Consider the following 26,651-nt stretch of genomic DNA (forward strand, 5'->3'; position numbering starts at 1 on the left):
GGTCGTGGCTGACGGTCCTGTCCCGTTGACGAGAAAGGCGACACGTGACACACGGTCAATTCACAACGCATGCAGAGCGTTTCGATCTGCGAGGTAAGAGCGGCCTGGTCACCGGCGGCACCAGGGGGATCGGGATGATGATCGCGCGGGGGCTCCTTCAGGCGGGCGCGCGTGTGGTGATCAGCTCGCGCAACGCAGAGGCCTGCGGGCAGGCGCAGGAGCAGCTATCCGAATTCGGCGACGTACTCGCGGTCCCCGCGGATCTGTCACGGCACGAGGAGTGTGATCGACTCGCCGACCTCGTCACCGCCGATTCCGGGAGTCTCGACATCCTGGTCAACAATGCGGGTGCAATGTGGGACGAGCCGTTGGAGACGTTCCCCGACGCAGCCTGGGACACGGTCGTCGACATCAACCTGAAGTCGCCGTTCTGGTTGGTCCAGGCGCTGCTGCCGGCACTTCGTACCGCTGGGACCGCCGACGACCCGGCGCGGATCGTCAACATCGGCAGCATCGCGGCGATACACATCCCGGCACGGCCCAACTACTCGTACTCCAGCAGCAAGGCTGCGCTGCATCAACTCACCAGGGTGCTCGCCAAGGAGCTTGGCCCGCAACACATCACCGTAAACGCGGTGGCGCCGGGAGCGTTCCCGTCGGCGATGATGGCTGCCACCCTCGACGAGTTCGGTGAGGCGATCGCGGCGTCGGCGCCGCTGGGCCGGATCGGCCGCGACGATGACATGGCGGGTGTCGCCGTGTTCCTCGCCAGCCGGGCGGGCGCTTACCTGACCGGCACCGTGATCCCCGTCGACGGCGGGATCGCTACGACCGCGTGACCTCCGGCAACACTTCGGGGTACTGGTGGTACCTCCCTTCGCGTGCGGTGCGGGCCTACGGTGAAGCGATGGACGCCACGCTTGAGCTGCGCACCGAGATCCGGGAGTTTCTGAGGTCTCGTCGCGCCCGCGTCGCGCCTGAGATGGCTGGACTGCCTGCCTACGGCGGGAATCGGCGGGTCGAGGGTCTGCGCCGCGAGGAGGTAGCACTGCTCGCCGGGGTATCGGTCGAGTACTACGTCCGCATTGAGCGTGGCGGCTTGGCCGGCACCTCGGAGGGCGTGCTCGACGCGCTAGCCACGGCGTTGCAACTCGACGAAGCAGAGCGCGACCATCTGTTCCATCTCGCACGCCAATCTGGGGCGCCCGCCAGTCGACGGCACCGCAAGTCTGCCGCGACGGTGCGGCCCGCGCTGCAAGGGGTGCTCGACGCCATTACCGGTGCGCCGGCGTTGATTCGCAACGGCCGCCACGACGTGCTGGCCATGAATCATCTTGGACGGGCGCTGTATTCACCGGTGCTGGCCGACCCGCGACGGCCCGCCAACACGGCTCGGTTCGTGTATCTGCACCCCGACGAGGCCGAGCAGTTCTTCGTCGACTACGACCATGCGACGCACAATGCGGCCGCAATGTTGCGCATGGAAATGGGCCGCAATCCCCACGATGAGGAGCTCATCGCCTTGGTGGGCGAATTGTCCTCGTGCAGTGAGCTATTCCGGCAGCAGTGGGCATCGCAGAACGTAAGGCTGCACGGACACGGGACCAAGTGTGTGAACCATCCGGTGGTGGGCCGCCTCGAGCTGAACTTCGAGTCCATGGATCTGCCCAGTGACCCTGGCCTGCAGTTAAATGTCTACAACGCACCTGAGGGCGGGCCGGGCGCCGACGATCTTGCCCTGTTGGCGTCGTGGGCCAGCCTGGAGACGATGTCGACCACTGGGGGATGCCCCCAGTAGATAGCCCATCCCTCAGTTCGTGCGGAACGGTGACTTAATTGCCCACCCCGACGTAGGTGCGCACACGTCGGGTCGCTGCGCGGCGACGGCCGCACCGTGCCAAAGCCGAGGGCACAATGGAAGTCTCGGCTGCATCGAGCAGTCGCCGGTGTGGAGGGGAACCGCAGTGACGACCATCGCCCGCAACATGTCCGAACTCGGCTTCGCACCCGTCATCGCCGTTTTGGCCCGGGGCGGCGACGACCTGACGGCGGTCAGCAAGCACTTCTCGGCCCAGCGCTCCTCACAGTTCGGCAGCGCCTCGTTGACTGAGAAACGCATCTCCGGCGGCTCCCGTCCCCGCGCCGAAGGTGCCCGCGGCTACCGCAATCTGGGGGTCGTCTACGGGACCGTCGATCGGCAGGGCTTGGCGGCGTTGCGAGCCGACCCCCGCGTCAGGAAGGTCACCTCCGCCCCCGAGTTCAGTCTGATCCGACCCGTCGCGAAGTCGTCAGCGGTCCTGCCCAAGACGAACACGTGGGGTTTGGAGGCGATGGAGGTGCCCGCCCTGTGGGCAGAAGGGTTGACCGGCAAGGACATTCGTGTCGCCCACCTGGACACCGGCGTCGACGCCACCCACCCCGCGCTGCAAACCGCGGTGGTCGGGTTCGCAGAATTCGACCGCACCGGCCGGCCACGCCCCGGCGTCGAGCCCTACGATTCCGACACCGAAGCCTCCCACGGCACCCACACCGCTGCGACGATTGCCGGCCGGCCGGTTCGCGGCAGCCACATCGGGGTAGCTCCGGGAGCGTCACTGTATTCGGCGATGGTGATCGAGGGCGGGGACATCGTGGCCCGCGTTCTCGGCGGCATGGACTGGGCGGTTGGTGAACGGGTACGGGTGCTGTCGATGTCTCTCGGGATCCGGGGGATCGTCGACGACTTCCTCGACATCGTCGACGTCCTCCGGTCCAACGGCGTATTGCCCGTGGTCGCCGTCGGCAACGAGGGCCCTGGCACCAGCCGGTCACCGGGCAACTACCCCAGCGCCTTGTCCGTCGGCGCGCACGACGAGCAGTTCGCCGTGGCGGAATTCTCGTCGAGTCAACGCTTCGTGCGCAGGTCCCAACCGCTGGTCCCCGACGTCGTCGGACCCGGGGTCGACGTCGTATCGGCAGCACCCCAAGGGAGGTACCAGTCGCTGTCGGGAACGTCGATGGCCACCCCCCACGTTGCCGGTCTTGCCGCCTTGCTCATCGAAGCGCGGCCTGACGTCACGGTCGACCGACTCGAGCAGGCCATCTTCGCCTCGGCCCGGCCGGGCCAGATGGACGTCGAGAGGGTCAACCGTGGCGCGGTCAACGCCGTTCGCGCGTTGGCCGCCTTGCGGGACGAATGAAGCGCTTCGCCGTGGACCGCGCCCAGTCCACCAGGAGTAAATTGTGACCATCGAGCGAGGAGTGGCCGTGGTCCAACAGCCGACTGATCCGGAGTTGCTACGTCAACTGGATGACGCGCGGGCCTCTGGCGGGACCGTCGAGGCGGTGCTGCGACTGGAACGCCAACCCGGTGAGCGTCCGGTTCCGAGTGTGGTCCGCGACCAGGCCGACCGTGCCATCCGCCGCGCCACCGACGCCTGCGGGGAGACACCCGCCGACGTGCACGTCATGGCGAACATGGCCACCGCCTACGTCGCGGGCACCGAAAAGTTCCTGCGGGAATTGCTGTCCCAGCCCGAGGTGGCCTCCGCCGTGGCCAACGAGAGCCGCGCAGGGACCACCCGCGACGTCACGTCCTAATCCCGGATGCTTCGCACCCCAGACGGCGTTGAGCGAAGGTGGGCCGCAGAGGCGCACCGCTGTCGCCTGCCACGAGGGAGCTCGCCCGGCTCGCCCGACGCATGCTGCTCGAGCAAGACGCCGCTCGCGCGCCTCGAGCCGGTTCGTTGTGAGTTGCGTCGCGATTGACGTGCGCTATTGGCACGCCTGCGCATAACAGTGCCAGCATGGAAACATGGCCGTAACAAACGGTCGGCTGCCGCTGGGGGCGTGGACGTGGCGCTGATCCAATCCGTACCTGCCCTCCGGGTTCGCTGGCTAGTGCATGCGTTTAGTCGAAACCGCCTCGTTCGCGGGAGCGACCGCCTAGAGGCATGTGCGGTGCTGATGGTCCTCGCAGCAGCGCTGTTCGTGATCCCGGTCGCCCAGCGAGTGGGCGACGAGACCTACGCAGATCGCATGCAGCAGATCAGCAGGCAGCATCAGTCTCTGCACTCCGTCGAAGCCATTGCCACGGCGGACAGCGGAAGTCCCGCGCCTCGTCGCTTTGGTGTACCGGTGACGGTTCGCGTCGAGTGGCGGGAGGGAGTGCACCGTCGTTCGGAGGTCATCGCGAGTCCGTCGTTCGTCAAAGCCAAGACGCCGGTGACTGTTTGGCTCGACGACAAAGGTGCGGTGGTGTCTGCCCCAGACCGAGAGGTAGACGCGCAGACGGTCGCGACGAACCGCGCGTGGGCATCATGGTTTGGCATCGTTGGACTCTGCGCGCTGCTGGCCTTTGCGATCCGCCGCTGCCTTGACCGCTACCGTGCGGCCTCCTGGCAGCGCGAGCTGCACCTGATGGCTTACAACGACGACGGCTGGGCCAACTACGACCGTTGATCAGGGCCACGCCGAGGCGCACCCGTTGCAAGACAACGCTTGTCAGTCCTTTTTGCTGGGCGGGCAGGCAGCGGGCAGCAGACCTAGCGACGTACTCATCGCACTTTGGTTTTGGCAGGCGGTGACTCCGGAGTCTGGTGGGGTGTTGGCGCCCTGGGTTGTCCGGCACGTGGTGGGTTGCAGACCGATGGCGACGGTCATGGCGCTTTGGTTTTGGCAGGCGGTGACTCCGGAGTCTGGTGGGGTGTTGGCGCCTTGAGTCGTCCGGCATGTGATGGGTTGCAGACCTAGCGAGGTGCTCATCGCATTTTGGTTTTGGCAGGCGGTGACTCCGGAGTCGGGAGGGGGGTCCGCGCCCTGACCGTCGTCGGCCACCGGAGCGGACGTAGTGCACGGCGGGGGGTTGTAGCCCCCTTTCTGAAAGCACCCGGGATTCGCGCTACCGGTCGGGTAGGCGCCGCCGACGATGCCGGATGCGATCGCGAACGGGACGAGTGTCAGTGCGACTACCCGCCCGCGCCAATCACGCTGGGGCGTCACGGGGTTGGCTTACGCAGAATCGTGACTCCCAGGTGCGGCAGGGTAGGTGTCGGTCTTCAAGATTTGTAGCAGATCGTCGGCTGCCGGTGGAGTCGTCGACGCGATCTCCCATTCCAGGTGACGTCTCGCGGTGAGAAGATCGCTTGCCGGCCGGGCGTTCGAGGACCACCATGACGAGGCCATCGAACAGTTCGGCAGCTCGACGCAGAGCAGGGAGGCGTCGTGAAACTGGCTGAGGGGCTGTCGCTTCGGGCCAACGTGCATCGTCACGTGAAACAGCTGCGAACCCGGATCGCAAGCAATGCGCGACGACGAGGGCGGGCACGAGGCATTCACCTCACCGCGTGTGCGGTCTTGATTCAGTTCACGAGCGGTTGACGCTGGCGAGCACCTCGTCGCGGACGGCGTCGTAAGGCCGGTGGAAGTCGCCCGGGGCCGCGGGTGGCTCGGTATGCACGACGAAGCCCTGGACGTCCATGCTCATGAAGCCCCCGAGGATCGCGAAGAACGGCCCGAGGACGAAGTCGGTCCGCGGGTCCTCGCCGGTTGGCGTGGAGCGGGCGGATACCACTGTCACCGGTTTGGACCCCAGGGGGTCGATGCCCTCGCCGACCGGTGAATTGGCGCCGATGACGTGCACGTAGTCAAGCCACGCCTTGAGCGTCGACGGCATCGAGAAGTTGTACATCGGCGAGCCGATCAGCACCACGGCGGCGCCGGCCAGCTCATCAAGCAGCTCGTCCTGCAACCGTTGAATCTCCGGCGACGGCGCGACGGCATCCTCCGGTCGACGAGACGCGATGAAGTGCAGCGCGTTGGTGGGCAGGTGCGGCAGCGGGTCGACGTGCAGATCGCGCCGACGAATCTCGCGGTCCGCGCCTCCCGAAACCCACCGCTCGGCTGCCTCGGCAGTCAGTCGCCGCGAGGCCGACGAGTTGAGGTTGGCAGACGAGTCCAGCTGCAGGAGGTAGGCCATGAATCGAGAAGTCTAGTGAAGCCGCGGTCGGACGTATCGCATCTCCCGTGACCGGTGTGGGCGGTGTGATGGGCGTCATGTGGCGACTGGTCGACAACCAAAACATTCCAATGGTATGTTTCCTGCAGGCCGCAGCCGAGGCTGGCCTACCAAGTTCGCTCCAGTTCGACGAGGAGCGGAGTCGTGCCGGATGTCCATTGGGGGCATGGCGGTATACCCGTCACGACGACAGCCTCGCCTGCGCCCAACCAATCTTCGCGAAACCCGCGCACCTCGTCGGTCGCCATGTGCTCTTCCGGGCCGATCACGTTCAGGCTCATTTGAATTCGATCCTTCCGACGGCGGGTCGGCCTTCGGCGAATTCGGTCTGTGCGCGTACCCGGCTGGCGCCGTCGCCGTTCGGCACGCTGCGCAGGAACGCCGCCGTGATCCGTTATACGGCGCTGACGCGGGCAGGATCCTCGTCGGTGGTCTCGGCCGCCTCGTAGCCCGGGATCCCGCCGAGTGAGTGTTCCCCACCAAACACGGTGAGCAGTGACCGTGCGCCCGGGCTCAGCCGGTACGGAAGTCGTAGCCACTCGCGCTCCCTCAGATCGCGGGGTACTCCACGTGGAGGTCACCGTCGAACAGCTTCCAGTAGAAGGCGCTCATCGTCGCGGCGGCGGGTGCGTGCCGGCTCAAGATCGCGGCGACCGCCGGTGGCACGTCATCCGGAATGCACCCAGCGGCGCACTGAACTATGTACTCACGGGCACCCGTGCCGCGAGCGCTGGGCAAAGCCGGAATCCCGCAGACATCGGCAACCAGCCAGCCGACCAGTCGCATCGCGGCGTAGCCGGCGTCATGCGTGACGTGTCGTTCGACGAAGTCGAGTTCCGCGGCCGACAGCTCGAACCGCGGCGATGTGGCCAACCCGAAGTCGCCGAGATAGATCCGCTCCAGGTCGGTGCGCATGTTGCCGAAATGGCCGTCCATGTGCAGCAACTCGCGATCCCGCAGAAACGTCACGATCTCCGAGAGCTGACGTTCGACCGCGACGGCCTTACCGGCCGGGTTGCCTCGCAACCAGTCCTCCACCGGGTACGGGATGTACTCGCAGAACAGCACGAGACTGCACGTCGCGGCGGCCAGCGCCTCGAGACGGGCCCGCACGGCCGGACTACCGCACTGCGCGGCGACGACGGTCTCGACGTCGGCGTGTTCGGCTGCGATCGGCGGCCGGCCAGGCAGCACCCGCCAGTGGTGGAGCATCGGGAACGATTGCGTCTCGCCGGCCAGAACGGCGTCGGTGACGATGACGTTTGCGGCCAGCTCGCGCCACGCGTTGAAACCCGGACCGCCCATGCCGTACGGGCCGAACATCGGCAGTTCGAACAGGTTCGCCGTAGACCCCATGTTGGCGACCTCGCGGTCGGACAGTGGGATCCGCTTGGTGAACACCGGCAGGCCGTCGATGTCGAGAATCCCCGATTCGCCACCCACGCCCACGCTCATGACCCGACCGGTGCCCATCAGCTCCGTGAGCTCAAAGTCGTTGCGTGAAGCCAGAAGCGCCGAGAGTTGCTCGTGGCGGGCAGTTCGGGCAGCTGTCACCCTACGATTGTGTCACCGACCGGACCGCGTGCCGATGACGTCAACTGAAGCTTCGGGGCGACGCTTTCGGCGTCGTCAGGTGGTGTGACGGGTGTCACGCAGCGACTGGTCCACCATCAAAACATTCCGATGGTATGTTTCTGGCAGGCCGCAGCCGAGGCTGGCCTACCAAGTTCGCTCCAGCTCGAAAGGAGCGGAGTCGTGCCGGATGCCCATTGGGGGCATGTTGGTTTACCGGTCGCGACGACAGCCTCGCCTGCGCCCAATCTCCGTTTCTGGCTCATCGCCATGCGCGGTACCGAAATTGCTGCGGGAATGAGTTGACCCCCCAGGGATTGCACTCTGTCATCGATGTAGGGCAGGACGCGTATTTCATGTGAGTAGCCAACTAAGGCAACATATTTGACGTTCGGTCGTATCCTGCTGGCGCAGGTGAACATTTGTGTCAACGGCCAACGCTTCTGGCCACCTCGACCATTTCATGACCGTGTCTGTGATCTTCAGCGACGCGTCAGGCGACTCTCGGAGCGGAGTGCGCAAGGGTCGCTGCGCCTTCGGCTCAGGGCGAAACCCCTGTGTGACCTCGGATGGACTCGATAGCGTTTCCGCATGGTCGTTGCGCGGCAAGCCTTCTACGACGTTGACGGTCTGACGATGGTCGGACACTTGGCGCGTCCCGACGGTGAGGGTCCGTGGCCGGCGGTGCTCATCGGTCATGACGGAATCGGTCTCGAGGACTACCAGCGCGGCCGCGCCGACATCCTCGCCGACCGCGGATACATCGTCCTTGCGATGGACTATCACTCTGGCCGTACATATTTCGGGGAACCAGAGGCGATGCTGGCACGGGTGATGCCGCTGCTGGCTGACCCTGCTCGCATGCGAGCCATCGGCCGGGCGGCGCTCGAAGTTCTACTGGCTGAACCAGGAACGGACCCCGAGCGGCTGGCGATGGTGGGGTTTGGCGCCGGCGGCCGCATCGTGCTCGAACTCGCCGGTACGGGAACGCGGGTCAAGGCGCTCGCGGCGATCCACCCGGGCTTGCCTGCGACCACCCACGCCCTCGAGTGGGCGAGTGTGGGCGGAGCATTCCTGTTGGGCACCGGGTCCGAGGACCCCCTGTGCACGCCCGAGCAACTCTTGGCTTTCGCCGCCGTCCTTCAAGACGCCGGAGTCGACTGGCGCGTCAACGTCTATGGCGGAGCCCAGCACGCGTTCTGGGCCGCTCCCATGCAAGCGGGCGGTGCCGCACCAGACCTGGCTACGGTTCCCGGTGTAGGGCATCATGCTGCGCACGCGACCCGGGCATGGCGTGCGGTGCTGGACCTGCTCGACGAAACGATGGCACCCAATCCGCGCCGTCGACCATGAGTGGCCACCTCCCAGCCGTGCGTCGACGATCTGACGAGACTTGATGCCGGCCTAGATCGCCAGCCGTCGTCGAGCGTCGTTACAGCGATATGCCAGAAATGCCGTGAATGCTGACCGAACGCTGGTCCTCGATCGACAACGTGGGGTGGGTCATGAGTGGAGTGAAGTTCGGTGCAATCGCCGTCGCACTGATTGCGTCGTCGGCGTGGTTCGGGTGCGGCGTGGCCGCCGCTGACGACTACAGCGGCCAGACCTACGCCGACGCGTCGAAGGCGATCAGCGGCGCGGGAAAGAAGGCCGTGGTCGCCAGTCGCGCCGGCGACGCCCTCGCCCAGGACGACTGCGTCGTAGCCAATTCCGAGCAGGCGCCGTGGATCAAGGGCGACGACTTCTCGCCCGTCACGGACACCGTGTTGTTGAGCTTGAACTGCAACGCCGGAGTCGCCACGGCGACGACGCCCGGCAACTCGGCGGCAAGTCCCGAGGGACGGGCAGCCATACAAGCGGCGAAGGACAAGGCGGCAAAGACTGCCGCGTCGGCGTCCGGATAGCTACGTCGACGTGAAGGGCCTGTGTCGGTGGTCCTTCGAGGAATTACGTCCTGGAGTCGCCGGGCCCGCCACCCACTCGGCGCTCACCCCGGCCGCGTTGTGACGGTTCACGCGACACTGCTGGCGATCGCGACAACCAGCCCGGCCAAGGTCAGCACGCCGACGATCACCGCGGCTGCGGTCGCCCGGCCGCGTCGGTGCCGACGTGCGTCGTAGAGCGCCACCGCGATGCCGACGAAGATCAACGCCGCATAGACCGACAGACCCACCGTCAGTGCCGCCGTCGAGGCGGCGCCGGCCAGGGTCACGTCGTGCACGCCGTGAGCCTACGGCGCGTACGTGCGCATCGCTGCGGGCAATGTGAGGGGCGGCCCTCCAAGGCCTACGCCAAACCACCACGGCAGGGTCGCGTAGATTCCTTGAGAACAATCCGAGCATTCAACGAAGGCCATGATGTCCGAGGACCAGAACACAGACGTTCCACCGAATCACCTCTCCATCGACCCGCGGAGCGCCTTCTACAGCGAAGAGGTGCTTCGCCGCGACGTGGGTATTCGCTTCAACGGTGTGGAGAAGACCAACGTCCACGAATACAACGTGGCCGAGGGTTGGGTGCGAGCAGAAGTCCCTACCGCGAAGGATCGCCGCGGAAATCCCATGGTCGTCAAGATCAGTGGCACCGTTGAACCTTATTTCCGCTGAGCAAGATGGCGGACACCCCTGAATTCTGGCGATTCACCAGATTCGCGTCTGAACGGATCAGGTCGCGCTGACGCCGGGAATCCTGCCCTCGCGGAACGCCTCGACGAAGTGGCGGTGGTCGTCACGGACGATTGCGGCGTAGTCCAGCCCGAACTCGACCATGTCGGCGACGAATTGGGCGTCGTGGTTGCCGATCACCCCGACGATCGCCTCTTCGGTCTGGAACGGAACCAGTGATTGATCGCTGTCCGTGTCGCTCACGCAGTGCGCCTTGGCGACCGCCCGGCCCAGCTGCTCGATGACCTCGACGAGTTCGTCCGGCTCGGTCAACTCGCTCCAGTCGAGATCGGCCTCGTAGGGCGAGATTTCGCTGACCACGAAGCCGACGCCGTCGACGACGGTGTAGCCGAGCAGGGGATCGGCGTGGGCCTGCAGCGCGCGCTGCGACACCACGGTGCGGTGCCCGTGGTGCTGGAAGTACCGGTGGACTTCGGCGTCGTCGACCACGCGGCTGGGTGCGGCCACGTTGCCCTGTTTCATCGACAGCACCACGTCGTTGTCCAGCGCCTGGTTGTAGCCCTCGATGAGCACCGTGTAGGCGGGGAGTCCGGCGCTGCCGATGCCGAAGCCGGTCTTGGCTATGACGTCCTTGACGTCGTAGGCGATACCGCGGAAGCGCTGCGTGTCCGGGATCGTCTCGAGGTAGTGGCCGAACGCCTCCTCCACCTTCTGTCGCTCCGCGTCGTCAAGGCGTCTGACACCGGACAGTTCGCGGAAACGACGGTCGTTCTCGCCGACGACGGTGATGCGGTCCAGCATTCCGGCACGAGTCGACAGCCGGGCCGACTCCAACGCCGACAGCACCGCGCCGCGCGCGGTCAGGAGGTTCAACGAGAACGACGAGTCGTCCTCGACGTCGACGAACCACCGCACTTGCTCCACGTAAGCCCGGACGAAGGCCTCGATCAGCGTGGTGATGGCGCCGTCGGAAAGCGCCTTCTGCCAACACATTAGGGCGATGCTAGCCGCGAACCGCTTCAGGTCCCAGGTGAAGTGGCCAACGTAGGCCTCGTCGAAGTCGTTGACGTCGAAGATCAACACGCCCGCGCCGTCCATGTACGTGCCGAAGTTCTCTGCGTGAAGGTCGCCCTGGATCCAGACCCGGCTGGTGCGCTCGTCCGCCCACCGGTCCTCGCCAGCGGCAACGTCGGCGTAGAAGATGCAGGCGCTGCCCCGGTAGAACGCGAACGGGTCGGCTGCCATCTTGCGGAACTTGGTCCGAAACGAATCGGGATCGGCCGCCATCAGATCCGAGAAGGCGTCGACGAGGCTCGCCACGATGAACGACTCGCGGTCACCGCCCGTCGAGTCGGTCAACGCGGGCACCCGCAGCTAATCGGCATGCTTCAGCATACGGCGGTGCAGGAACGAAAGTGGTGCCGTCACAGGGTCATCGCCTTGAACTTCTCCGCCTGTCCGCGGATGGCGATTTCGGTGGGAAGCCGTTCCAGCGAGGATGCACCGAAGAAGCCGACGATGCCGCTCGTGTGGTCGAGAACGTACTGCGCGTCCTCCGGTTGCGCGATCGGTCCGCCATGGCAGAGCACGATGACGTCCGGGTTGACCGCCTTGGCGGCGTCGTGCATGGCCTGGACGGCGTTCACGGCATCGTCGAGTGTGAGGGCCGTCGACGCGCCGATGGTGCCGCTCGTCGTGAGCCCCACGTGCGGAACCAGGATGTCGGCTCCGGCCTCAGCCATGGCGACCGCCTGATCGGCATCGAAGACGTAGGGTGCCGTCAGAAGACCCTTGCGTGCTGCGGTGGCGATCATCTCGACTTCGAGGTCGAAGCCCATCCCGGTTTCTTCGAGGTTCTGCCGGAACACTCCGTCATAGAGACCGACGGTCGGAAAGTTCTGCACGCCAGTGAATCCGATGCGGGCCAGCTCGTCGAGGAACCTGTCCATGAGACGGAAGGGGTCGGTTCCGCACACGCCGGCCAGCACCGGCGTGTGCTTTACGACCGGCAGCACCTCGTTCGCCATCTCGACGACGATCGCATTGGCGTCACCGTAGGGGAGTAGCCCGGCGAGTGACCCGCGCCCAGCCATCCGGTAACGCCCCGAGTTGTAGATGATGAGGAGGTCGATCCCCCCTGCCTCGGCGGCCTTGGCGGATAGGCCCGTGCCGGCGCCGCCTCCGACGATGGGGCGGCCGGAGGCCATGGTCTCGGCGAGTCGGGACAACGCTTCGCTACGCAACACGTGGATCACGAATCCTTTTGGGAGTGAGGACGGGTCATGGTTTCGTTCTGATGAGTTGATCGAGCGCCTCGGCCATTCGCCGACCAAATCCCTCGTCGTTGATGGCGGCGGGGACGTCGTGGACGGTGACTCTGGTGTCTTCGAGTCCGGCTCGGATGGCGGCGAAGAGTGCCCGGTCGGCGTCCGGGTCGGCGAACGGCCCGCCCTCGACGTCGATGCCGCTGACGCCGTCGAGTGGAAGGAATACCTCTGCGGGACCGGTGGTTTGCGAGAGCTTGGAGGCAATGATGGTGCCTAGTTCCGCCATCTCCTCGGCCGTGGTGCGCATGAGGGTGATGGTGGGGTTGTGGACGAGGAACTGCCGTTCCGAGAAGGTCGCCGGCACGGACGCCTTGGGCCCGAAGTTCACCATGTCGAGAGCACCGACGCTGACCACCTGCGGGACGCCGGACTGGGCGGCGGCCTCCAAGCGGTGCGGGCCTGCCGTCAGCACCCCGCCGACGAGTTCGTCGGCCAGCTCCGTGGTCGTCAGGTCGAGGACACCGGCCAGGAATCCGCTGGCGATGAGGCCCTCCATCGCCTTGCCTCCGGAACCGGTGGCGTGGAAGACGAGCACCTCGTAGCCCAATTCGTCCAGTCGGGCCCGTGCCTCGTCGGCGGCCGGCGTGGTGAGCCCGAACATGGTCATGCCGATCAGCGGCTTGCCATCGGCCCCGTCGGGCGCGTCACGGAGGCCTTCATGTCGCCTGGCCATCCCCGCCACGGCGGAGGCGGCGTTGCCCAGCACCTGACGCGAGATCCGGTTGATACCGGAGATGTCGACCACCGAGTACATCAGCGTGACGTCGGATTCGCCGACGTAGGGACCCACGTCGCCGGAGGCCATCGTCGACACCAACAGCTTCGGAACGCCTACCGGTAACGCGCGCATCGCTTCGGCGGCAATGGACGAACCACCGGAGCCGCCGATCGCCAGAAGGGCGTCGATGCGTCCCTCTGCGTGCAAAGCGCGCACGACGGCGGCACTGCCCGTGGCCATCACCGCCACGGCCCGTCCGCGATCGTCGGCAGCGCGGAGCGCCTCGAGGCTGGAACCGCCCGCTGTGGCGACCTCGGCGGCGGTGACGTCAGCGTGCGACGACTCCTGCGAGAAGGTCCCCACGTCGATCAGCAGGGTGTCGCAACCCTCTGCGGTCAGCTGGTCGACCAGCCACGCGTACTCCGTTCCCTTGGTGTCCAACGTCCCGATCAGACCCACTGTCGCCATTGACACGTCGCCTTTCATGCTCGCCGGACATGGCGCTCCCGCGCCGCGCAATTCAAGCCTAGGCCCAAGCTCCCCGGACGTTGTCTTACTTCAACTTCCAGCCCGACACCGACGCGAGCGCCGTATGAGTGTCCCCGTGGATAGGCGGTCGCACCCCTCCCTAGGGGTGTGGTGCGCTACCCCCCGACGGTGGTCGACTGAGTGCACGCCGAGCACCTAGTCGACCCGAGAAGGGGCGTCGAGGGCTCGACTTCAGACATGTAGGACTTTAGAAAGGCAATGCCATGATCGTTCTCGGAATCATTCTTCTCGTCGCGGGATTCCTCCTGCACATCCCCATCCTCTGGACGATCGGGATCATCCTGGTCGTCGTCGGGCTGATCCTGACGCTGCTGGGCTCGGCGGGCCGCGCAGTGGGCGGTCGACGCACCTACTACTGATCGATGCGCTCCGGCCCGTACGGCATTGGTCCGCGAGATATCTTGCGCGCCAATAACGTTGGGCCATTCTGGAACCGATCCAGAACTATTGACGTTTGCGTCGAAAACCTGCGGGGTACGCCCTTGTCAGCATAGGAGGTAAGTCAAAATGCCCAATTGGATATGGATAGTGGTCGCGATCGCCGTCGTGGTCCTCATCGTGGGGGTGGTCATCGCCACTCGCGGTCGACGCGACTCGGACCGGCTCAAGCAGCGCTTCGGTCCCGAGTACGACCGTACGGTGTCCGAGGCTGGCGACGAGCGGGCCGCCGAGAAGGAACTCATCGCCCGGGAGCGCAAGCGAGACAAGCTCGACATCCGGCCCCTGAGCCCCGCGGCGCTGGACGGATTCGCCAACCGGTGGAGGGCCGTGCAGACCGCGTTCGTCGATCATCCGTCGAGCGCGGTGGGTGAAGCCGATCTGCTCGTCACGGAGGTGATGCGTGAGCGTGGCTACCCGGTGGACGACTTCGACCGCCAGGCCGCCGACATCTCGGTCGACCACCCCACGGTGGTCGCGGATTACCGTGCAGCACATGACATTCACCTCGCGCAGCAGAAGGGGGACGTCGGTACCGAGCAGCAGCGCCAGGCGTTCGTGCACTACCGCGCACTGTTCACGAAGTTGCTCGAATCGGAGAAGGACAAGTCACAGGAGGCACGCGCATGACCACCCACGATCAGCACACCGATTACGACCCGTCTCTCGACCCGTCGACCGCTGGGCGTCCCGCCGACCGGCAGGGGTACCCCACCGGTCAGAGCGCCGCACCGGAGTACGACCAGAACTCCGGCTACGACGATCGGTCAGCGGGCCTGGGCGCTCCACCGACGTCGGAGCCGCCGTTGCTGGAGACAGTGTCGCAACCGGGCGACGAGCGTCTCGCCGAGCCGTCGAACGAGCGCCTCGTCCAGCCGTCGGACGACCGGATGAACCAGCCGTCCGGCGACCACCTCTCGCAGCAGGATTCGGCGACCAATCCGTCTGGCGTCCAGGGCTTTTCATCGAACACGGCCGAGACCGGCGCTGCGGGCGGAAGCTCATCGGCGATCGGTGACGACCTCTTCGCCGACGATGAGATGGTCGGGCTACGCGCCCGGTGGGACAGCGTCCAAGCCAGCTTCGTCGACGACCCGAAGGAGTGCGTGCAAAAGGCCGACGGCTTGGTCTCCGACGTCGTCGACCAGCTGACGTCGAGCTTCTCCCACGCCCGTTCGCGGCTGGAGGAGCAGTGGGCCCGCGGCGAGGAGGCCTCGACCGAGGATCTGCGGATCGCCCTGAAGCGCTACCGGGAGTTCTTCGACCGCCTGCTAGCCGTCTGACACTCTGCTTTAACGACACCGGCCCCCTGCCCGACGGCAGGGGGCCGGCGTTCGTTCGTCGGCGGTGCGGTCGGGCAGACGCGAGCCCTCGTCAGTCGTGAAGTCCCGCCTGGTGTAGCTGACTCGAGGGTCGCGGGCGATGGCGTCGTGTTTGCGTGAGTAGGTAAACGTGTGCAGGTAGACGACCAAGCCGTCGGAGGCGGTGCGACTGAGCAGTGGCCGAGACGATCCAGACGCGCATGTTCTGCCTGCTACAGGCGACACCCGATTGTCGGCAGGTAGACGTTACTGGGGCGTCGCAGTTTCAGCCCGCGATCGCGTGGGCGAGCCGTTCAGCTGAGGAGGTGTGAGCGGGGCGGCGCCGTCGAGGTGCGCTCGGTGAACGTCGTCGGCAGCAGGATGCGCTGCGGTTCGACCGACGCACCGTCGGTCAGTAGCTGCGCTGCCACCCGGCCCTTTTCGACGAACGACTGGTGCACGGTGGTGAGCCCGGCCTCCGCCGCCGCCGGGACGTCGTCGAACCCCACGACCGACACTTGTTCCGGGACGGCGACTTTGCGCCGCCGACACGCGCGAAGTACCGCCATGCCGAGTTCGTCGTTCACGGTGAGGATCGCGGTCACGTCGTGGGTGCTGAGCATGAGGTCCGCAGCAACGTCGAAGAGGGGAACGGTCAGACCGCCCGCCTCGAGGACGGCGACTGAGGACCACGCGATCCCCGCGGCCGTCAGCGCCTCTCGGTAGCCGCTGAGCCGCTCCCGCGGCACGGCCTCCTGCGTCGACTTGAGTCGTGCGGCGTCGACGAACCCGCTGCGGCCGTCCGGCACCAGGCGGTCGACGATGATGCCGAATCTGCGATGGCCCAACGCAATCAGATGCTCGGCCGCTTCGCGCGCGGCGGCCCGGTCGGGGATTCCGACGTAGTGCACGTCCTGGTTGAACGGTGAATCAACGATGACGGTGGGTAGCCGGCGCGCGATGGCCGTCACGACGGCGGGATGGTCGTCGGGCATCGAGTAGGCGAGGAAGCGGTCGACCAGACTGTTCCTGACGATGTGTGCGTCCCGCCGTTGCCGCGCGTCGGCGTCCGCCCCCGGTGCGTGTGGCGGAAAGGGCAACAGCGACAACGTGAGATCGGCCTGTTCGGCAATCTGTGAAATGCCCTTGAGGAGAAGGACCGCCGACGCGTCGTCGAAGGCGAACGAGAGCGTCTCGGTGAACATCGCGCCGATCGCACCGATGACTCCGGTCCGCAGCGCGCGTCCGGCAGGATCGGGCCCGTGATAGCCGAGTTCGGCTGCGACGCTCAGAACCCGCGCCCGTTGACTCTCAGAGAGCTTTCCTGCCCGGCCTCGGAAGGCGTTGGACACCGTGGCGGGCGAGACGCCCGCCGCGAGGGCCACATCCTTCATCCCGACGGCCCGACCGGCGGCCTGTTCAACGCCGCGGGCAGCGTGCCGTGGTGAGACGTCGCCCGGGCTGAACACGACGGGAGAGATACGCTGACCACCGGCCAGATCGCCATAGGCCGTCGGCTCGGATCTGCTACGTCCTGTCTGCGCCAGGGATATTCGCCGTTTGCCGTATCGCGTCGGTTCACCGCGCGGAACATCCACGGATGAGCCGAAGCGTCAGCACGTCATGCAGAGGTACGACGCAAATTCCCAGCTCAAGCAGGAGACGCGCGACTGTGGTTCGACACCACATGCGCGTCCCGCGGGTGGCCTTTGAGAGACACTCGCTCCGGCGACGTCTCTACACCGCCGGTGGCGTCGCTGACGACGTCCGATTCCTGCGGATGTCGGGCAAGGCAGGCAACCGGGGGATGATCGTCGCCAGGAACGCGTGAAGTATCTGCTCTACGTCGACGGTGCTCTTGTCGTATAGCCATTGCAGCTGGAGGCCGTCGATCACCGCGATCACTCCGATGGCAAGTGCGTCTGAATGCATGGCAGAGTTGAGTTCACCTTGCTCGCGCAGCGACTCGAATGCCAGCGAAAGATATTGCCGTAGACCGGTGTAACGCGTCCGATAGTGATCGTGCGCAGGATGTTCGGCAGACGCCGCCTCGGCGGTCAGCACGCTGTAGAGCTCCACCAAGCCCGGCCGACGGATGTTGTCGGAAACGACCGCGAACATGCTCAGGATCGATTCGAGCGCATCGCCATAGGGCGCCATGAGCTCCGAACTTGCTTCGTCGCGGGCCTCGATCACAGCTCCCAAGAGCTCCGCCTTTCCGGCGAAGTGATGAGCCAAGCCGCGTTGGCTGATCCCGGCGCGCGCGGCGACTTCCTTCATTGTCGTTGCCCAATAACCAAATTCGGAAAACACCTCGGTAGCAGAGGCCACGATGTGCTGTCGGACCGCAGCAGTCTTCGCATAGGGCCCGCGGGTCCCAGTTGAACCGGTGGACATCGGTGCTCCTCTCTGCGGCTCACCCTGCGCAGAACGCGGCCCCAAAATCGAAACTACCATCACGCGGCGAAATTCATGTAACATTTCGAATACCCCACGGATGTGGCATTTTCAGCTCGGGGTCGCCGCCGCTGTGCGCTGGCCGCTGTAACCGTCTCCGTTTCCCAGGTCTTCGAGAGGCTCCCGATGAATGGTCCTCGGCGGACTCGCGGTGCTGCGCCTGCGCGTACGCAAATTTTGCAATCGACAACAAGGAGTGGCAATTAACACCGTTGACGTCCGGACACGCCTAGCCGGAGGCTCCGATCTAGTTGACCCCGAATCGTTTTGGGATGACACGGTGCGGGGACTGCTCGACCTCAACGGTCGGCTCGTCGCGCGCGGTGCGACGCTTCTTGGTCTGCCACCATTGTCCTTCGACGTGGACGGCGCCATCGGTGCGCTGGTGGTCGACGACAACGGCGTCCACGCGCAGCGCAAGGTCGCAGAGTCCGGTCCGGTCGTCGAACTCGACGTCGGGGCCTTCTCCGATCTGATGGGCGATGTCGTGTCGGCGTTCGGGTTGGGCATGGCCGGACGCGTCGTCGTCCGGCGGGGCGTTCTGACCGACTTCGTGTCGTGGGAGCCAGTGCTGCGCGCGTTGATCGACGGGCGCGCCGTCTACGAGCCTGGAACGATCGACTTCCGCGACGCCGACGGCGCCGAACTTGACTTGCGACAGTCGTTCTCGGTCTTCGACCCCACCGAGCGCCCCGGCCACTTTCTGGAGGAAACCGGGTTCCTACACCTGAGATCGGTGTTCACCGATGAGGAGATGCAGGCCGTGTCCCATGAGTTGGATGCCGCCGTTGGCGCAGCTCGGCGCGACGACGGATCCTCTTGGTGGGCGCGTACCGAAGACGCAGGGTGGTACGCGTGCCGGATTCTCGGGTTCAATCAGAAGTCGACCACATTGCGCGATCTGCTCACCAGCGATCGCTTCACGGCAATTGGCCGGTTCACCGATGACGCCTTCGTGCAGCGCGACCCCGAGGTTGGCGACTCCGCTGAGGGGCTGTGGAAGAAGATCGGCGTGGTCGAGGGCCCCTCGGACGTGTCATGGCACAAGGATTGCTCGATGGGTGGCCACTCCCGGGGCTGTTCATCTCTGGTCGTGGGGATTTCGCTGACCGACGCCGACTCGACGTCCGGCGAGTTGGGGGTGGTAGCGGGGTCGCGGCGCGCGAACGTGCAGATGCTTGGCCTTCATCCCACCCTTGATCTTCCACGCTTGGCGCTACCCACCCGCAGAGGTGATGTCCTCGTGCACTGCTCGTGCACCCTGCACATGAGCCGCCCACCGGTGTCTGCCGAGCGGCGAGTGGTCTACACCGGTTTCGAACTCGCGCCCCGACCCGGCGAGGTGGTGGAACACGTCGACCCCGCCGAAGCGCGCCGGCGTCGGGCAGGTCTCGGCGACACCTCGCGGCTGGTCGCGCCGGAGGGCGACCGAGCAGAGCACTTCAAACTCGAGACCACTTCCTGACGCGGTCGAGGCGTCGTGATACTCATACTCGAGGCCTCGCCCAGGCATGGCGAGGTTCAAAGAGACCCGTGACCCGCGACGACTCTGCAAGCTGCGGCGCTTGGCAAGGTACGCAAGAGCGAACTCCGCAGTATCCAATTCAAGGTTGCAGATGCCGAAATCGATTCAGCTACAATGTGACTGAGCGCCGCCGGGCGTGAATCCTTTGGTCTCTCGCAACCATTGCGTTCGTACGGTTGGGGACCGGAAGGACGTCATCACTTGGTTCTAGTCAATTTGCGACGAAGGTGGGTAACGAGCACATGACCAGACGATTAGAGGGCAGGGTCGCCTTCATCACGGGTGCGGCACGCGGACAGGGCCGCGCCCATGCGGTACGGATGGCAGAGGAAGGGGCCGACGTCATAGCCGTCGACGTCGCGGGTCCGCTACCGCCGAGCGTGCGGTATGACTCGGCGACCCAAGGAGACCTCGACGAGACCGTCCGGATGGTGGAGAAGACCGGTCGGAGGATCCTGGCCTCGGTGGTGGACACCCGTGACCATGAGTTGCTCTCGTCCACGGTTGCGGAAGGTGTCGCCGAACTGGGGCGCCTGGACGTCATCGTCGCCAACGCTGGCATCGCCGTTCCCCAGACGTGGGACGAGATCACCCCCGAGTCGTTCAAGGACGTCCTCGACGTCAACGTCACCGGAACGTGGAATGCGGTGATGGCGGGTGCCCGACACCTCGTCGACGGCGGCAGGGGAGGATCGGTAATCCTGATCAGTTCGTCGGCTGGACTCAAGATGCAGCCGTTCATGATTCACTACACCACCAGTAAGCATGCGGTCACCGGCATGGCGCGAGGCTTCGCGGCGGAACTTGGCAGGCACGGCGTCCGGGTCAACAGTGTCCATCCCGGTCCCGTCGCCACCGATATGGGATCAGGTGACATGGTGACCGAGATCGGTCGCACCATGGGAGCGAATCCGCAGCTGTCGGGCATGCTGTCTGGCTTCCTCCCTGAGGGAATCTGCGGGCCAAAGGAGATCGCCGACGCGGTGCTCTGGTTGGCTTGTGACGAGTCGAAGTTCGTCACTGCAGCGGCGATCGCGGTCGACGGGGGTAGTTCGCAATACTGAGTGGCTTGTCAACTCCAGAGTGTCACATGGACTTTCGGCTTGAACCGGGTGACGCCCACGCCGGTGCCACGGATCATCGCCTGGGTGCAACGCGGCGTGGTGATGAACCGCACCAGTTCGGAGACGGCCGGCTGCCGTGACGCCGGCGGCAGGGTGAACGCCACCCACTCGCCCTCCGCCTGCAGGCCTGGACCCTTGACATGGGTCAGGCGTTTCGCCGAAAGGTCCTTGCCGACAGCGAAACCCATCGTCAGCGTCAGACCGCCCACCCGCTGCACTTCCTCCAGCGCCGCGGCGTCGCTCTGGAAGATCCGTTGTTGCTCCTCGGGAATGGCCAGTTTCTGCAGCATCAGCCCGATTTCGCCGTCGACGCTGCCCGCGGACGGGCCCAGCATCCACATCTGCTCGCGGAGCAGCGCTGCCGGCGGCGCGACGGCGGGATTGACGGCCAGCGGACTGCCGGGCGCCGCCACCGTGATGATCTGGTACTTCAGGAACGGGCGTGAGGCGATGGCGTCGGTGCCGTCGGCAGCCACGGCGGTGGCGGGTCCGAGCGCCACGTCGACCGCCCTGGATTCGATCAGGTAGCGGAACTGACTGGCCGGGTGCACGCTCAGCTCCACCGACAGATCGTCGGCGCGCGACGAGAACAGCTCGATCAGACCGGGTGCCGCGTGCTCGGCGAATGCGCTCGACGCGGCGATCCGCAGCAGCCGCCTGCCATGCGCGGCCTCGGTAACCTCGATCGCCGTCTGGCGCTGTAGTCCCAGGATCTCGATGGCCCGGCTGGCCAGCCGTAGTCCACCCGGGGTGAACGCCAACCCAGCCTTGGTCCTGGTGAACAGCTGGTCGTCGAGTTCCTTGCGCAACTGCGTGACGTGCAGGGAGATCCCCGCGTCGGACATCCCGAGTTCGGCTGCCGCGGAGTGCACCGAGCCCAGCCTCACCACTGCTGAGTACGCGCGAAGTTGTGCCGGTGTCACGGAATGAGCCTACTTTTGTTTTTGTGAGAGACGTGTTGGGTGACGTGTTGGCGGTCTGGCGTGCCGGTGGCACCGTCGGTGTCGGGACGGTCGTCCGCACCTATTCGTCGGCACCGCGGCTGCCGGGCGCGTCGATGGTCGTCGGTCCGGACGGCACCGTCAGCGGGTCGGTGTCCGGCGGTTGCGTCGAAGGCGCCGTCTACGAGCTGGCCACCGATGTGACGGCGACGGGTGTGCCGGTACTGCAGCGCTACGGCGTCAGCGACGACGACGCTTTCGCCGTCGGCCTCACCTGCGGGGGCACCATCGACATCTTCGTCGAGTCGATGTCGCAGAACACCTTTCCCGAATTGGAAGCTCTCGCCGAGGACATCGTTCACCACCGGCCCGCTGCCGTCGCGACGGTGGTCGCCCATCAGGATCCGGCCTGGGTGGGCCGGCGCCTGGTCATCCGCGGCGACGAGGTGACCGGTGCACTGGGCTCGCCGCGCGCCGATTCCGCCGTCATCGACGACGCCCGGGGTCTGTTGGCGGCAGGCCGCAGCGAGGTGCTGACCTACGGGCCCGACGGCCAGCGGCGCGGCCTCGGCATGGAGGTGTTCGTCGCCAGCTACGCCCCGCGCCCCCGCATGCTGGTGTTCGGTGCCATCGACTTCGCCGCGGCCGTCGCGCAACAGGGTTCGTTCCTGCATTACCGGGTCACGGTGTGCGACGCGCGTCCGGTCTTCGCGACGTCGGCACGGTTCCCGACGGCGGACGAGGTCGTCGTCGACTGGCCGCACCGGTACCTGGCCGCGCAGGCCGACGCCGGTGCCGTCGACGCCCGGACCGTGATCTGCGTGCTCACCCACGATCCGAAGTTCGACGTTCCGCTCCTGGAAGTGGCGCTGCGACTGCCCGAGGTCGCCTACATCGGCGCGATGGGCTCCCGCCGCACGCACGAAGACAGGTTGGTCCGGCTGCGAGAGGCGGGGCTGACCGAGACCGAGTTGGAGCGGTTCTCCAGCCCGATCGGGCTGGACCTCGGGGGCCGGACCCCGGAGGAGACGGCCGTGTCGATCGCCGCCGAGATCATTGCCCGCAGGTGGGGCGGCGGCGGGCGGCCCCTGGCCGAGGTACCGGGCCGCATCCATCATCACCAGCATCAACATAGTCAGTTAAGCGATTCCTTAACCCGCTATTGACGGCTCAGTAACACCGGCCAACACTGGGCCTCCCAACCCAGCAGATGTGAGGCCAGTCACATGCAAGTTCCCGGCCCCTTCGAATACGAACGAGCGACCAGCGTGGAACACGCAGTGGGTCTCCTCGACCGCCTCGGCGACGGCGCCCTGATCGTCGCGGGTGGCCACAGCCTGTTGCCGATGATGAAACTGCGGATCGCCAATCCGGAGTACCTGGTCGACATCAACGACCTGGCGGGCGAACTCGGCTACATCGTCACCGACCCGACCATCGCGAGGCTCGGCGCGATGACCCGGCACCGCGAGGTGCTGGACTCCGCCCCGTTGGCGGCGGTGCTACCGATCTTCCGAGATGCCGAGAAGGTGATCGCCGACCCGATCGTGCGCAACCGCGGCACCGTCGGCGGGTCCCTGTGCCAGGCCGACCCGGCCGAGGACCTCACGACGGTGTGCATGGTGCTCGACGCCGTCTGCGTCGCCCGTGGTCCCGCAGGCCAGCGGGAGATCTCCATCGACGATTTCCACGAAGGTCCCTACGAGACGTCGCTGGCGCACAACGAGATGCTGATCGAGGTTCGGGTACCGCTGCGGCACAACATGTCCAGTGCGTATGCCAAAGTCGAACGCCGGGTGGGGGATTGGGCCGTGGCCGCGGCAGGTGCCGCCGTCACCCTGGACAAGGACCTGGCCACGATCGTCGCCGGCCGGGTGGGGCTGACCGCGGTCAACCCGGACGTCGAGGGACTGCGTGCACTGGCCGGCGCCATGGCGGGCAAACCCGCCACCGAGGCCACCTTTGCCGAGGCGGGTCGGGCCGCGGCGGCAGCCTGCGAGCCGGTCTCCGACATGCGCGGCAGCGCCGACTACAAACGCCATCTCGCATCAGAGCTGACCATCCGCACACTGCGCACATCTGTCGAACGGGTGCGCAATATGCCGGCGCCCCAAGGGAATTAAGGAACACGCATGCAGGTAAACATGACGGTGAACGGCGATTCGGTGAGCGCCGATGTCGAGCCGCGACTACTGCTCGTGCACTTCCTGCGCGACCAGTTGCGGCTGACCGGAACGCACTGGGGCTGCGACACGTCCAACTGTGGAACGTGCGTGGTGAGCGTCGACGGCGAACCGGTGAAGTCGTGCACGATGCTGGCGGCGATGGCCTCCGGCCACGACGTCCGGACGGTGGAGGGACTCGAAGTCGAGGGCAAGCTGGATCCGGTGCAAGAAGGGTTCATGCAGTGCCACGGCTTGCAGTGTGGCTTCTGCACTCCCGGCATGATGATCACCGCCCGCGCTTTGCTGGACCGCATTCCCGATCCGGACGAGGAGACCATCCGCGAGGCCATCTCCGGACAGATCTGCCGCTGCACCGGCTACACCACGATCGTGCGGTCCATCCAGTGGGCCGCGAAACAGGGCAGGGAGGACTTCGCACCCGACACCCAGTCCGACGAGACGCTCGGTGGCGACGCAGGCGATCACCTCATCGAAGCCGGGAGCAAATGACATGACCACCACCGAGATTCGGCCCCCATCCGAGAATGACCGGGCTGACAACGACAAGAAGCCGTGCGGCTACGGTCGGATGCTGCGGAAGGAAGATCCCCGCTTCATCCGCGGCAAGGGCAACTACGTCGACGACATCAACCTGCACGGCATGCTGCACCTGGCGATCCTGCGCTCGCCCTACGCGCACGCCAAGATCACCAGTATCGATGTGTCTGCCGCGCTGGCCCATCCGAAGGTCAAGGCCGTGGTGACCGGGGCGGATTTGGCCGAAAAGGGTCTGGCCTGGATGCCGACGCTGTCCAACGACGTGCAGGCCGTGCTGGCCACCGACAAGGTTCGGTTCCAGGGCCAGGAGGTGGCGTTCGTCGTCGCCGAAGACCGGTACTCGGCGCGTGACGCGCTGGAACTGATCGACGTCGACTACGAGCCCTTGGAGCCCGTCGTCGACGTCAGACGGGCCCTGGCACCCGACGCCGAGATCATCCGGACCGACCTCGACGGCAAGACCGACAACCATTGTTTCGACTGGGAAACGGGGGACGCGGCTGCCACTGACGCAGTCTTCGCGCGGGCCGACGTCGTCGTCTCCCAAGAAATCATCTACCCGCGGGTACATCCCGCCCCGATGGAAACCTGTGGCGCAGTCGCCGATCTCGACCCGATCAGCGGCAAGCTCACCTTGTGGTCGACCACCCAGGCACCGCACGCCCACCGGACGCTGTACGCGTTGGTCGCGGGCATCCCCGAGCACAAGATCCGGGTCATCTCACCGGATATCGGCGGCGGCTTCGGCAACAAGGTGCCCATCTACCCGGGTTATGTGTGCGCGATCGTCGGCTCGCTGATCCTGGGCAAGCCGGTGAAATGGATGGAAGACCGCAGCGAGAACCTGACGTCCACCGGGTTCGCCCGCGACTACATCATGGTCGGCGACATCGCCGCGACCAGCGAGGGCAAGATCCTCGCGATCCGCTCCACCGTGCTCGCCGATCACGGCGCGTTCAACGGGGTGGCGTCGCCGCTGAAGTACCCGGCCGGCTTCTTCGGGGTGTTCACCGGCAGTTACGACATCGAGGCCGCGTACTGCCACATGACGGCGGTGTTCACCAACAAGGCACCCGGCGGCGTGGCCTATGCCTGTTCCTTCCGGATCACCGAAGCGGTGTACTTCGTGGAACGGCTTGTCGACTGCCTGGCACACGAGATGAAGATCGACCCCGCCGAGCTGAGACTGCGAAACCTGTTGAAACCAGAACAATTTCCCTACCAATCCAAGACCGGTTGGGAGTACGACTCGGGGGACTACGAGACCACCATGCGACTGGGCATGGACATGATCGGCTACGACGAACTGCGCCGTGAGCAGGCCGAGAAGCGCGAGCGCGGCGAGCTGATGGGCATCGGCATGTCGTTCTTCACCGAAGCCGTCGGTGCGGGACCGCGCAAGGACATGGACATCCTGGGCCTCGGCATGGCCGACGGGTGCGAACTGCGGGTGCATCCGACGGGCAAGGCCGTGGTGCGACTGTCGGTGCAGACCCAGGGCCAGGGCCACGAGACGACGTTCGCGCAGATCATCGCCGAAGAACTCGGCATCCCGCCCGACGACATCGACGTGGTGCACGGCGATACCGATCAGACCCCGTTTGGGTTGGGCACCTACGGTTCTCGGTCCACCCCGGTTTCGGGTGCGGCCGCGGCGCTGGTGGCTCGCAAGGTCCGTGACAAGGCAAAGATCATCGCCTCGGGGATGCTGGAGGCCAGCGTCGCCGACCTGGAATGGGACAAGGGGTCCTTCCACGTGAAGGGTGATCCGACCGCATCGGTCACCATCCAGGACATCGCGATGAAAGCCCACGGCGCCGGTGATCTTCCGGAGGGTCTCGAAGGTGGGCTGGATGCCCAGATCTGTTACAACCCGGAGAATCTCACCTATCCGTACGGGGCGTACTTCTGTGTGGTCGACGTCGATCCGGGCACCGCAGTGGTCAAGGTGCGCCGGTTCTTGGCCGTGGACGACTGCGGCACCCGGATCAATCCGATGATCATCGAGGGTCAGGTGCACGGCGGCATCGTCGACGGCATCGGCATGGCGCTGATGGAGATGATCGCCTTCGACGACGACGGCAACTGCATGGGTGGCTCGTTGATGGACTACCTCATCCCCACCGCCATGGAGGTTCCGCACCTGGAGACCGGGCACACGGTGACACCGTCGCCGCATCACCCGATCGGTGCCAAGGGTGTCGGCGAGTCCGCCACCGTGGGTTCGCCGCCTGCGGTGGTGAACGCGGTAGTGGATGCGTTGGCGCCGTTCGGGGTTCGGCATGCCGATATGCCGCTGACTCCGTCGAGGGTGTGGGAGGCGATGCAAGGCCGCGCCACCCCGCCGATCTAGGCAT

Annotated in this window: 27 protein-coding genes; 17 read left to right on the forward strand and 10 right to left on the reverse strand. The window is 65.9% G+C overall.

The window, feature by feature from the left end; genetic code table 11:
• The first annotated feature begins 44 nt into the window (after positions 1 to 44).
• The 5 genes from ASD37_RS01845 (at position 45) to ASD37_RS01865 (ending at position 4,440) form a co-directional block, all read left to right on the forward strand.
• Positions 45 to 839: an SDR family oxidoreductase gene (locus tag ASD37_RS01845; protein ID WP_056547203.1), complete on the forward strand. Its 795-nt coding sequence runs from the start codon at positions 45 to 47 to the stop codon at positions 837 to 839.
• A 68-nt stretch (positions 840 to 907) separates the two neighbouring features.
• Entirely contained in the window at positions 908 to 1,798 is an 891-nt protein-coding gene (locus ASD37_RS01850; RefSeq protein WP_056549652.1) for a helix-turn-helix transcriptional regulator, read from the forward strand.
• A 166-nt stretch (positions 1,799 to 1,964) separates the two neighbouring features.
• The gene (locus ASD37_RS01855) at positions 1,965 to 3,179 is read left to right on the forward strand and encodes a S8 family serine peptidase (RefSeq protein ID WP_056547206.1); all 1,215 of its coding nucleotides are present in this window, start codon (positions 1,965 to 1,967) and stop codon (positions 3,177 to 3,179) included.
• Positions 3,180 to 3,222: 43 nt separating this feature from the next.
• Positions 3,223 to 3,579 (forward strand): hypothetical protein, encoded by a 357-nt coding sequence (locus tag ASD37_RS01860; RefSeq protein ID WP_156720685.1) that lies wholly within the window; start codon positions 3,223 to 3,225, stop codon positions 3,577 to 3,579.
• Between the two features lie 360 nt (positions 3,580 to 3,939).
• Positions 3,940 to 4,440 (forward strand): hypothetical protein, encoded by a 501-nt coding sequence (locus tag ASD37_RS01865; RefSeq protein WP_056547210.1) that lies wholly within the window; start codon positions 3,940 to 3,942, stop codon positions 4,438 to 4,440.
• 904 nt (positions 4,441 to 5,344) lie between these two features.
• Here the strand turns inward: ASD37_RS01865 and ASD37_RS01870 are convergent.
• The 3 genes from ASD37_RS01870 to ASD37_RS01875 form a co-directional block, all read right to left on the reverse strand.
• Complete coding sequence (locus ASD37_RS01870; protein ID WP_056547214.1) at positions 5,345 to 5,956, reverse strand: NAD(P)H-dependent oxidoreductase; 612 nt, start codon at positions 5,954 to 5,956, stop codon at positions 5,345 to 5,347.
• Between the two features lie 146 nt (positions 5,957 to 6,102).
• Positions 6,103 to 6,276 carry a hypothetical protein gene (locus ASD37_RS31295; protein ID WP_156720687.1) on the reverse strand — a complete coding sequence of 58 codons (174 nt, stop codon included), beginning with the start codon at positions 6,274 to 6,276 and terminating at the stop codon, positions 6,103 to 6,105.
• Positions 6,277 to 6,544: 268 nt separating this feature from the next.
• Positions 6,545 to 7,549 (reverse strand): hypothetical protein, encoded by a 1,005-nt coding sequence (locus ASD37_RS01875; protein ID WP_056547217.1) that lies wholly within the window; start codon positions 7,547 to 7,549, stop codon positions 6,545 to 6,547.
• A 609-nt stretch (positions 7,550 to 8,158) separates the two neighbouring features.
• Between ASD37_RS01875 and ASD37_RS01880 the strand changes: the two genes are divergently transcribed.
• Complete coding sequence (locus tag ASD37_RS01880) at positions 8,159 to 8,920, forward strand: dienelactone hydrolase family protein (RefSeq protein ID WP_056547221.1); 762 nt, start codon at positions 8,159 to 8,161, stop codon at positions 8,918 to 8,920.
• A gap of 152 nt (positions 8,921 to 9,072) precedes the next feature.
• Complete coding sequence (locus ASD37_RS01885) at positions 9,073 to 9,471, forward strand: hypothetical protein (RefSeq protein ID WP_056549654.1); 399 nt, start codon at positions 9,073 to 9,075, stop codon at positions 9,469 to 9,471.
• 107 nt (positions 9,472 to 9,578) lie between these two features.
• Here the strand turns inward: ASD37_RS01885 and ASD37_RS01890 are convergent, their stop codons facing one another.
• Positions 9,579 to 9,788, reverse strand: coding sequence for a hypothetical protein (locus ASD37_RS01890; RefSeq protein WP_056547224.1), 210 nt, complete (start codon positions 9,786 to 9,788; stop codon positions 9,579 to 9,581).
• 136 nt (positions 9,789 to 9,924) lie between these two features.
• On the opposite strand from ASD37_RS01890, the gene ASD37_RS01895 reads away from it, so the two are divergent.
• A complete protein-coding gene (locus tag ASD37_RS01895) occupies positions 9,925 to 10,173 on the forward strand; it encodes a DUF3297 family protein (protein WP_056549656.1) in 249 nt (82 codons plus the stop codon).
• 57 nt (positions 10,174 to 10,230) lie between these two features.
• Here ASD37_RS01895 and ASD37_RS01900 read toward each other — a convergent pair whose 3' ends face one another.
• The 3 genes from ASD37_RS01900 to ASD37_RS01910 all read right to left on the reverse strand — a co-directional run bounded on the left by ASD37_RS01900 (position 10,231) and on the right by ASD37_RS01910 (position 13,704).
• Positions 10,231 to 11,478, reverse strand: a complete 1,248-nt coding sequence (locus tag ASD37_RS01900) for a DUF2252 domain-containing protein (RefSeq protein ID WP_082569977.1) — start codon at positions 11,476 to 11,478, stop codon at positions 10,231 to 10,233.
• Positions 11,479 to 11,615: 137 nt separating this feature from the next.
• Positions 11,616 to 12,437, reverse strand: coding sequence for a phosphoenolpyruvate hydrolase family protein (locus ASD37_RS01905; RefSeq protein WP_082569978.1), 822 nt, complete (start codon positions 12,435 to 12,437; stop codon positions 11,616 to 11,618).
• Between the two features lie 34 nt (positions 12,438 to 12,471).
• The gene (locus ASD37_RS01910; protein WP_056549661.1) at positions 12,472 to 13,704 is read right to left on the reverse strand and encodes a Tm-1-like ATP-binding domain-containing protein; all 1,233 of its coding nucleotides are present in this window, start codon (positions 13,702 to 13,704) and stop codon (positions 12,472 to 12,474) included.
• Positions 13,705 to 13,988: 284 nt separating this feature from the next.
• Here ASD37_RS01910 and ASD37_RS31920 point away from each other — a divergent pair, with 284 nt between their 5' ends.
• The 3 genes from ASD37_RS31920 (at position 13,989) to ASD37_RS01920 (ending at position 15,506) form a co-directional block, all read left to right on the forward strand.
• Complete coding sequence (locus ASD37_RS31920; RefSeq protein WP_200959737.1) at positions 13,989 to 14,144, forward strand: DUF6131 family protein; 156 nt, start codon at positions 13,989 to 13,991, stop codon at positions 14,142 to 14,144.
• 148 nt (positions 14,145 to 14,292) lie between these two features.
• Positions 14,293 to 14,853, forward strand: coding sequence for a hypothetical protein (locus ASD37_RS01915; protein ID WP_056547232.1), 561 nt, complete (start codon positions 14,293 to 14,295; stop codon positions 14,851 to 14,853).
• Between the two features lie 260 nt (positions 14,854 to 15,113).
• Entirely contained in the window at positions 15,114 to 15,506 is a 393-nt protein-coding gene (locus ASD37_RS01920) for a hypothetical protein (RefSeq protein ID WP_082569979.1), read from the forward strand.
• Between the two features lie 332 nt (positions 15,507 to 15,838).
• Here ASD37_RS01920 and ASD37_RS01925 read toward each other — a convergent pair whose 3' ends face one another.
• Entirely contained in the window at positions 15,839 to 16,993 is a 1,155-nt protein-coding gene (locus tag ASD37_RS01925) for a substrate-binding domain-containing protein (RefSeq protein WP_156720688.1), read from the reverse strand.
• A 268-nt stretch (positions 16,994 to 17,261) separates the two neighbouring features.
• Complete coding sequence (locus tag ASD37_RS01930; protein WP_162253215.1) at positions 17,262 to 17,921, reverse strand: TetR/AcrR family transcriptional regulator; 660 nt, start codon at positions 17,919 to 17,921, stop codon at positions 17,262 to 17,264.
• A gap of 340 nt (positions 17,922 to 18,261) precedes the next feature.
• Between ASD37_RS01930 and ASD37_RS01935 the strand changes: the two genes are divergently transcribed.
• The gene (locus ASD37_RS01935; RefSeq protein ID WP_056547241.1) at positions 18,262 to 19,446 is read left to right on the forward strand and encodes a phytanoyl-CoA dioxygenase family protein; all 1,185 of its coding nucleotides are present in this window, start codon (positions 18,262 to 18,264) and stop codon (positions 19,444 to 19,446) included.
• A gap of 302 nt (positions 19,447 to 19,748) precedes the next feature.
• A complete protein-coding gene (locus tag ASD37_RS01940) occupies positions 19,749 to 20,570 on the forward strand; it encodes a mycofactocin-coupled SDR family oxidoreductase (RefSeq protein WP_056547246.1) in 822 nt (273 codons plus the stop codon).
• A gap of 8 nt (positions 20,571 to 20,578) precedes the next feature.
• Here the strand turns inward: ASD37_RS01940 and ASD37_RS01945 are convergent, their stop codons facing one another.
• Complete coding sequence (locus ASD37_RS01945) at positions 20,579 to 21,553, reverse strand: LysR family transcriptional regulator (RefSeq protein WP_056547249.1); 975 nt, start codon at positions 21,551 to 21,553, stop codon at positions 20,579 to 20,581.
• 23 nt (positions 21,554 to 21,576) lie between these two features.
• On the opposite strand from ASD37_RS01945, the gene ASD37_RS01950 reads away from it, so the two are divergent.
• Genes ASD37_RS01950 through ASD37_RS01965 form a run of 4 tightly spaced genes read left to right on the forward strand, consistent with a single transcriptional unit; the run spans position 21,577 to position 26,647 of the window.
• Complete coding sequence (locus ASD37_RS01950; RefSeq protein ID WP_056547252.1) at positions 21,577 to 22,737, forward strand: XdhC/CoxI family protein; 1,161 nt, start codon at positions 21,577 to 21,579, stop codon at positions 22,735 to 22,737.
• 60 nt (positions 22,738 to 22,797) lie between these two features.
• Positions 22,798 to 23,694: a xanthine dehydrogenase family protein subunit M gene (locus ASD37_RS01955; RefSeq protein ID WP_056547255.1), complete on the forward strand. Its 897-nt coding sequence runs from the start codon at positions 22,798 to 22,800 to the stop codon at positions 23,692 to 23,694.
• 9 nt (positions 23,695 to 23,703) lie between these two features.
• Positions 23,704 to 24,246, forward strand: a complete 543-nt coding sequence (locus tag ASD37_RS01960; RefSeq protein ID WP_056547258.1) for a (2Fe-2S)-binding protein — start codon at positions 23,704 to 23,706, stop codon at positions 24,244 to 24,246.
• Position 24,247: 1 nt separating this feature from the next.
• Complete coding sequence (locus tag ASD37_RS01965) at positions 24,248 to 26,647, forward strand: aerobic carbon-monoxide dehydrogenase large subunit (RefSeq protein WP_056547261.1); 2,400 nt, start codon at positions 24,248 to 24,250, stop codon at positions 26,645 to 26,647.
• The last annotated feature ends 4 nt before the right edge of the window (positions 26,648 to 26,651 follow it).

This window comes from Mycobacterium sp. Root135 (assembly GCF_001426545.1).
In the GTDB taxonomy this organism is placed as follows: Bacteria; Actinomycetota; Actinomycetes; order Mycobacteriales; family Mycobacteriaceae; genus Mycobacterium.

Bases quoted from the DNA above. Each gene is read 5' to 3' on its own strand.
- ASD37_RS01940 (WP_056547246.1), top strand. From the start codon at position 19,749: ATGACCAGACGATTAGAGGGCAGGGTCGCCTTCATCACGGGTGCGGCA.
- ASD37_RS01850 (WP_056549652.1), top strand. From the start codon at position 908: ATGGACGCCACGCTTGAGCTGCGCACCGAGATCCGGGAGTTTCTGAGG.
- ASD37_RS01920 (WP_082569979.1), top strand. From the start codon at position 15,114: ATGAACCAGCCGTCCGGCGACCACCTCTCGCAGCAGGATTCGGCGACC.
- ASD37_RS01955 (WP_056547255.1), top strand. From the start codon at position 22,798: ATGCAAGTTCCCGGCCCCTTCGAATACGAACGAGCGACCAGCGTGGAA.
- ASD37_RS01915 (WP_056547232.1), top strand. From the start codon at position 14,293: ATGCCCAATTGGATATGGATAGTGGTCGCGATCGCCGTCGTGGTCCTC.
- ASD37_RS31920 (WP_200959737.1), top strand. From the start codon at position 13,989: ATGATCGTTCTCGGAATCATTCTTCTCGTCGCGGGATTCCTCCTGCAC.
- ASD37_RS01885 (WP_056549654.1), top strand. From the start codon at position 9,073: ATGAGTGGAGTGAAGTTCGGTGCAATCGCCGTCGCACTGATTGCGTCG.
- ASD37_RS01880 (WP_056547221.1), top strand. From the start codon at position 8,159: ATGGTCGTTGCGCGGCAAGCCTTCTACGACGTTGACGGTCTGACGATG.
- ASD37_RS01960 (WP_056547258.1), top strand. From the start codon at position 23,704: ATGCAGGTAAACATGACGGTGAACGGCGATTCGGTGAGCGCCGATGTC.
- ASD37_RS01965 (WP_056547261.1), top strand. From the start codon at position 24,248: ATGACCACCACCGAGATTCGGCCCCCATCCGAGAATGACCGGGCTGAC.
- ASD37_RS31295 (WP_156720687.1), bottom strand. From the start codon at position 6,276: ATGAGCCTGAACGTGATCGGCCCGGAAGAGCACATGGCGACCGACGAG.
- ASD37_RS01900 (WP_082569977.1), bottom strand. From the start codon at position 11,478: ATGGCGGCCGATCCCGATTCGTTTCGGACCAAGTTCCGCAAGATGGCA.
- ASD37_RS01910 (WP_056549661.1), bottom strand. From the start codon at position 13,704: ATGGCGACAGTGGGTCTGATCGGGACGTTGGACACCAAGGGAACGGAG.
- ASD37_RS01870 (WP_056547214.1), bottom strand. From the start codon at position 5,956: ATGGCCTACCTCCTGCAGCTGGACTCGTCTGCCAACCTCAACTCGTCG.
- ASD37_RS01930 (WP_162253215.1), bottom strand. From the start codon at position 17,921: ATGTCCACCGGTTCAACTGGGACCCGCGGGCCCTATGCGAAGACTGCT.
- ASD37_RS01895 (WP_056549656.1), top strand. From the start codon at position 9,925: ATGTCCGAGGACCAGAACACAGACGTTCCACCGAATCACCTCTCCATC.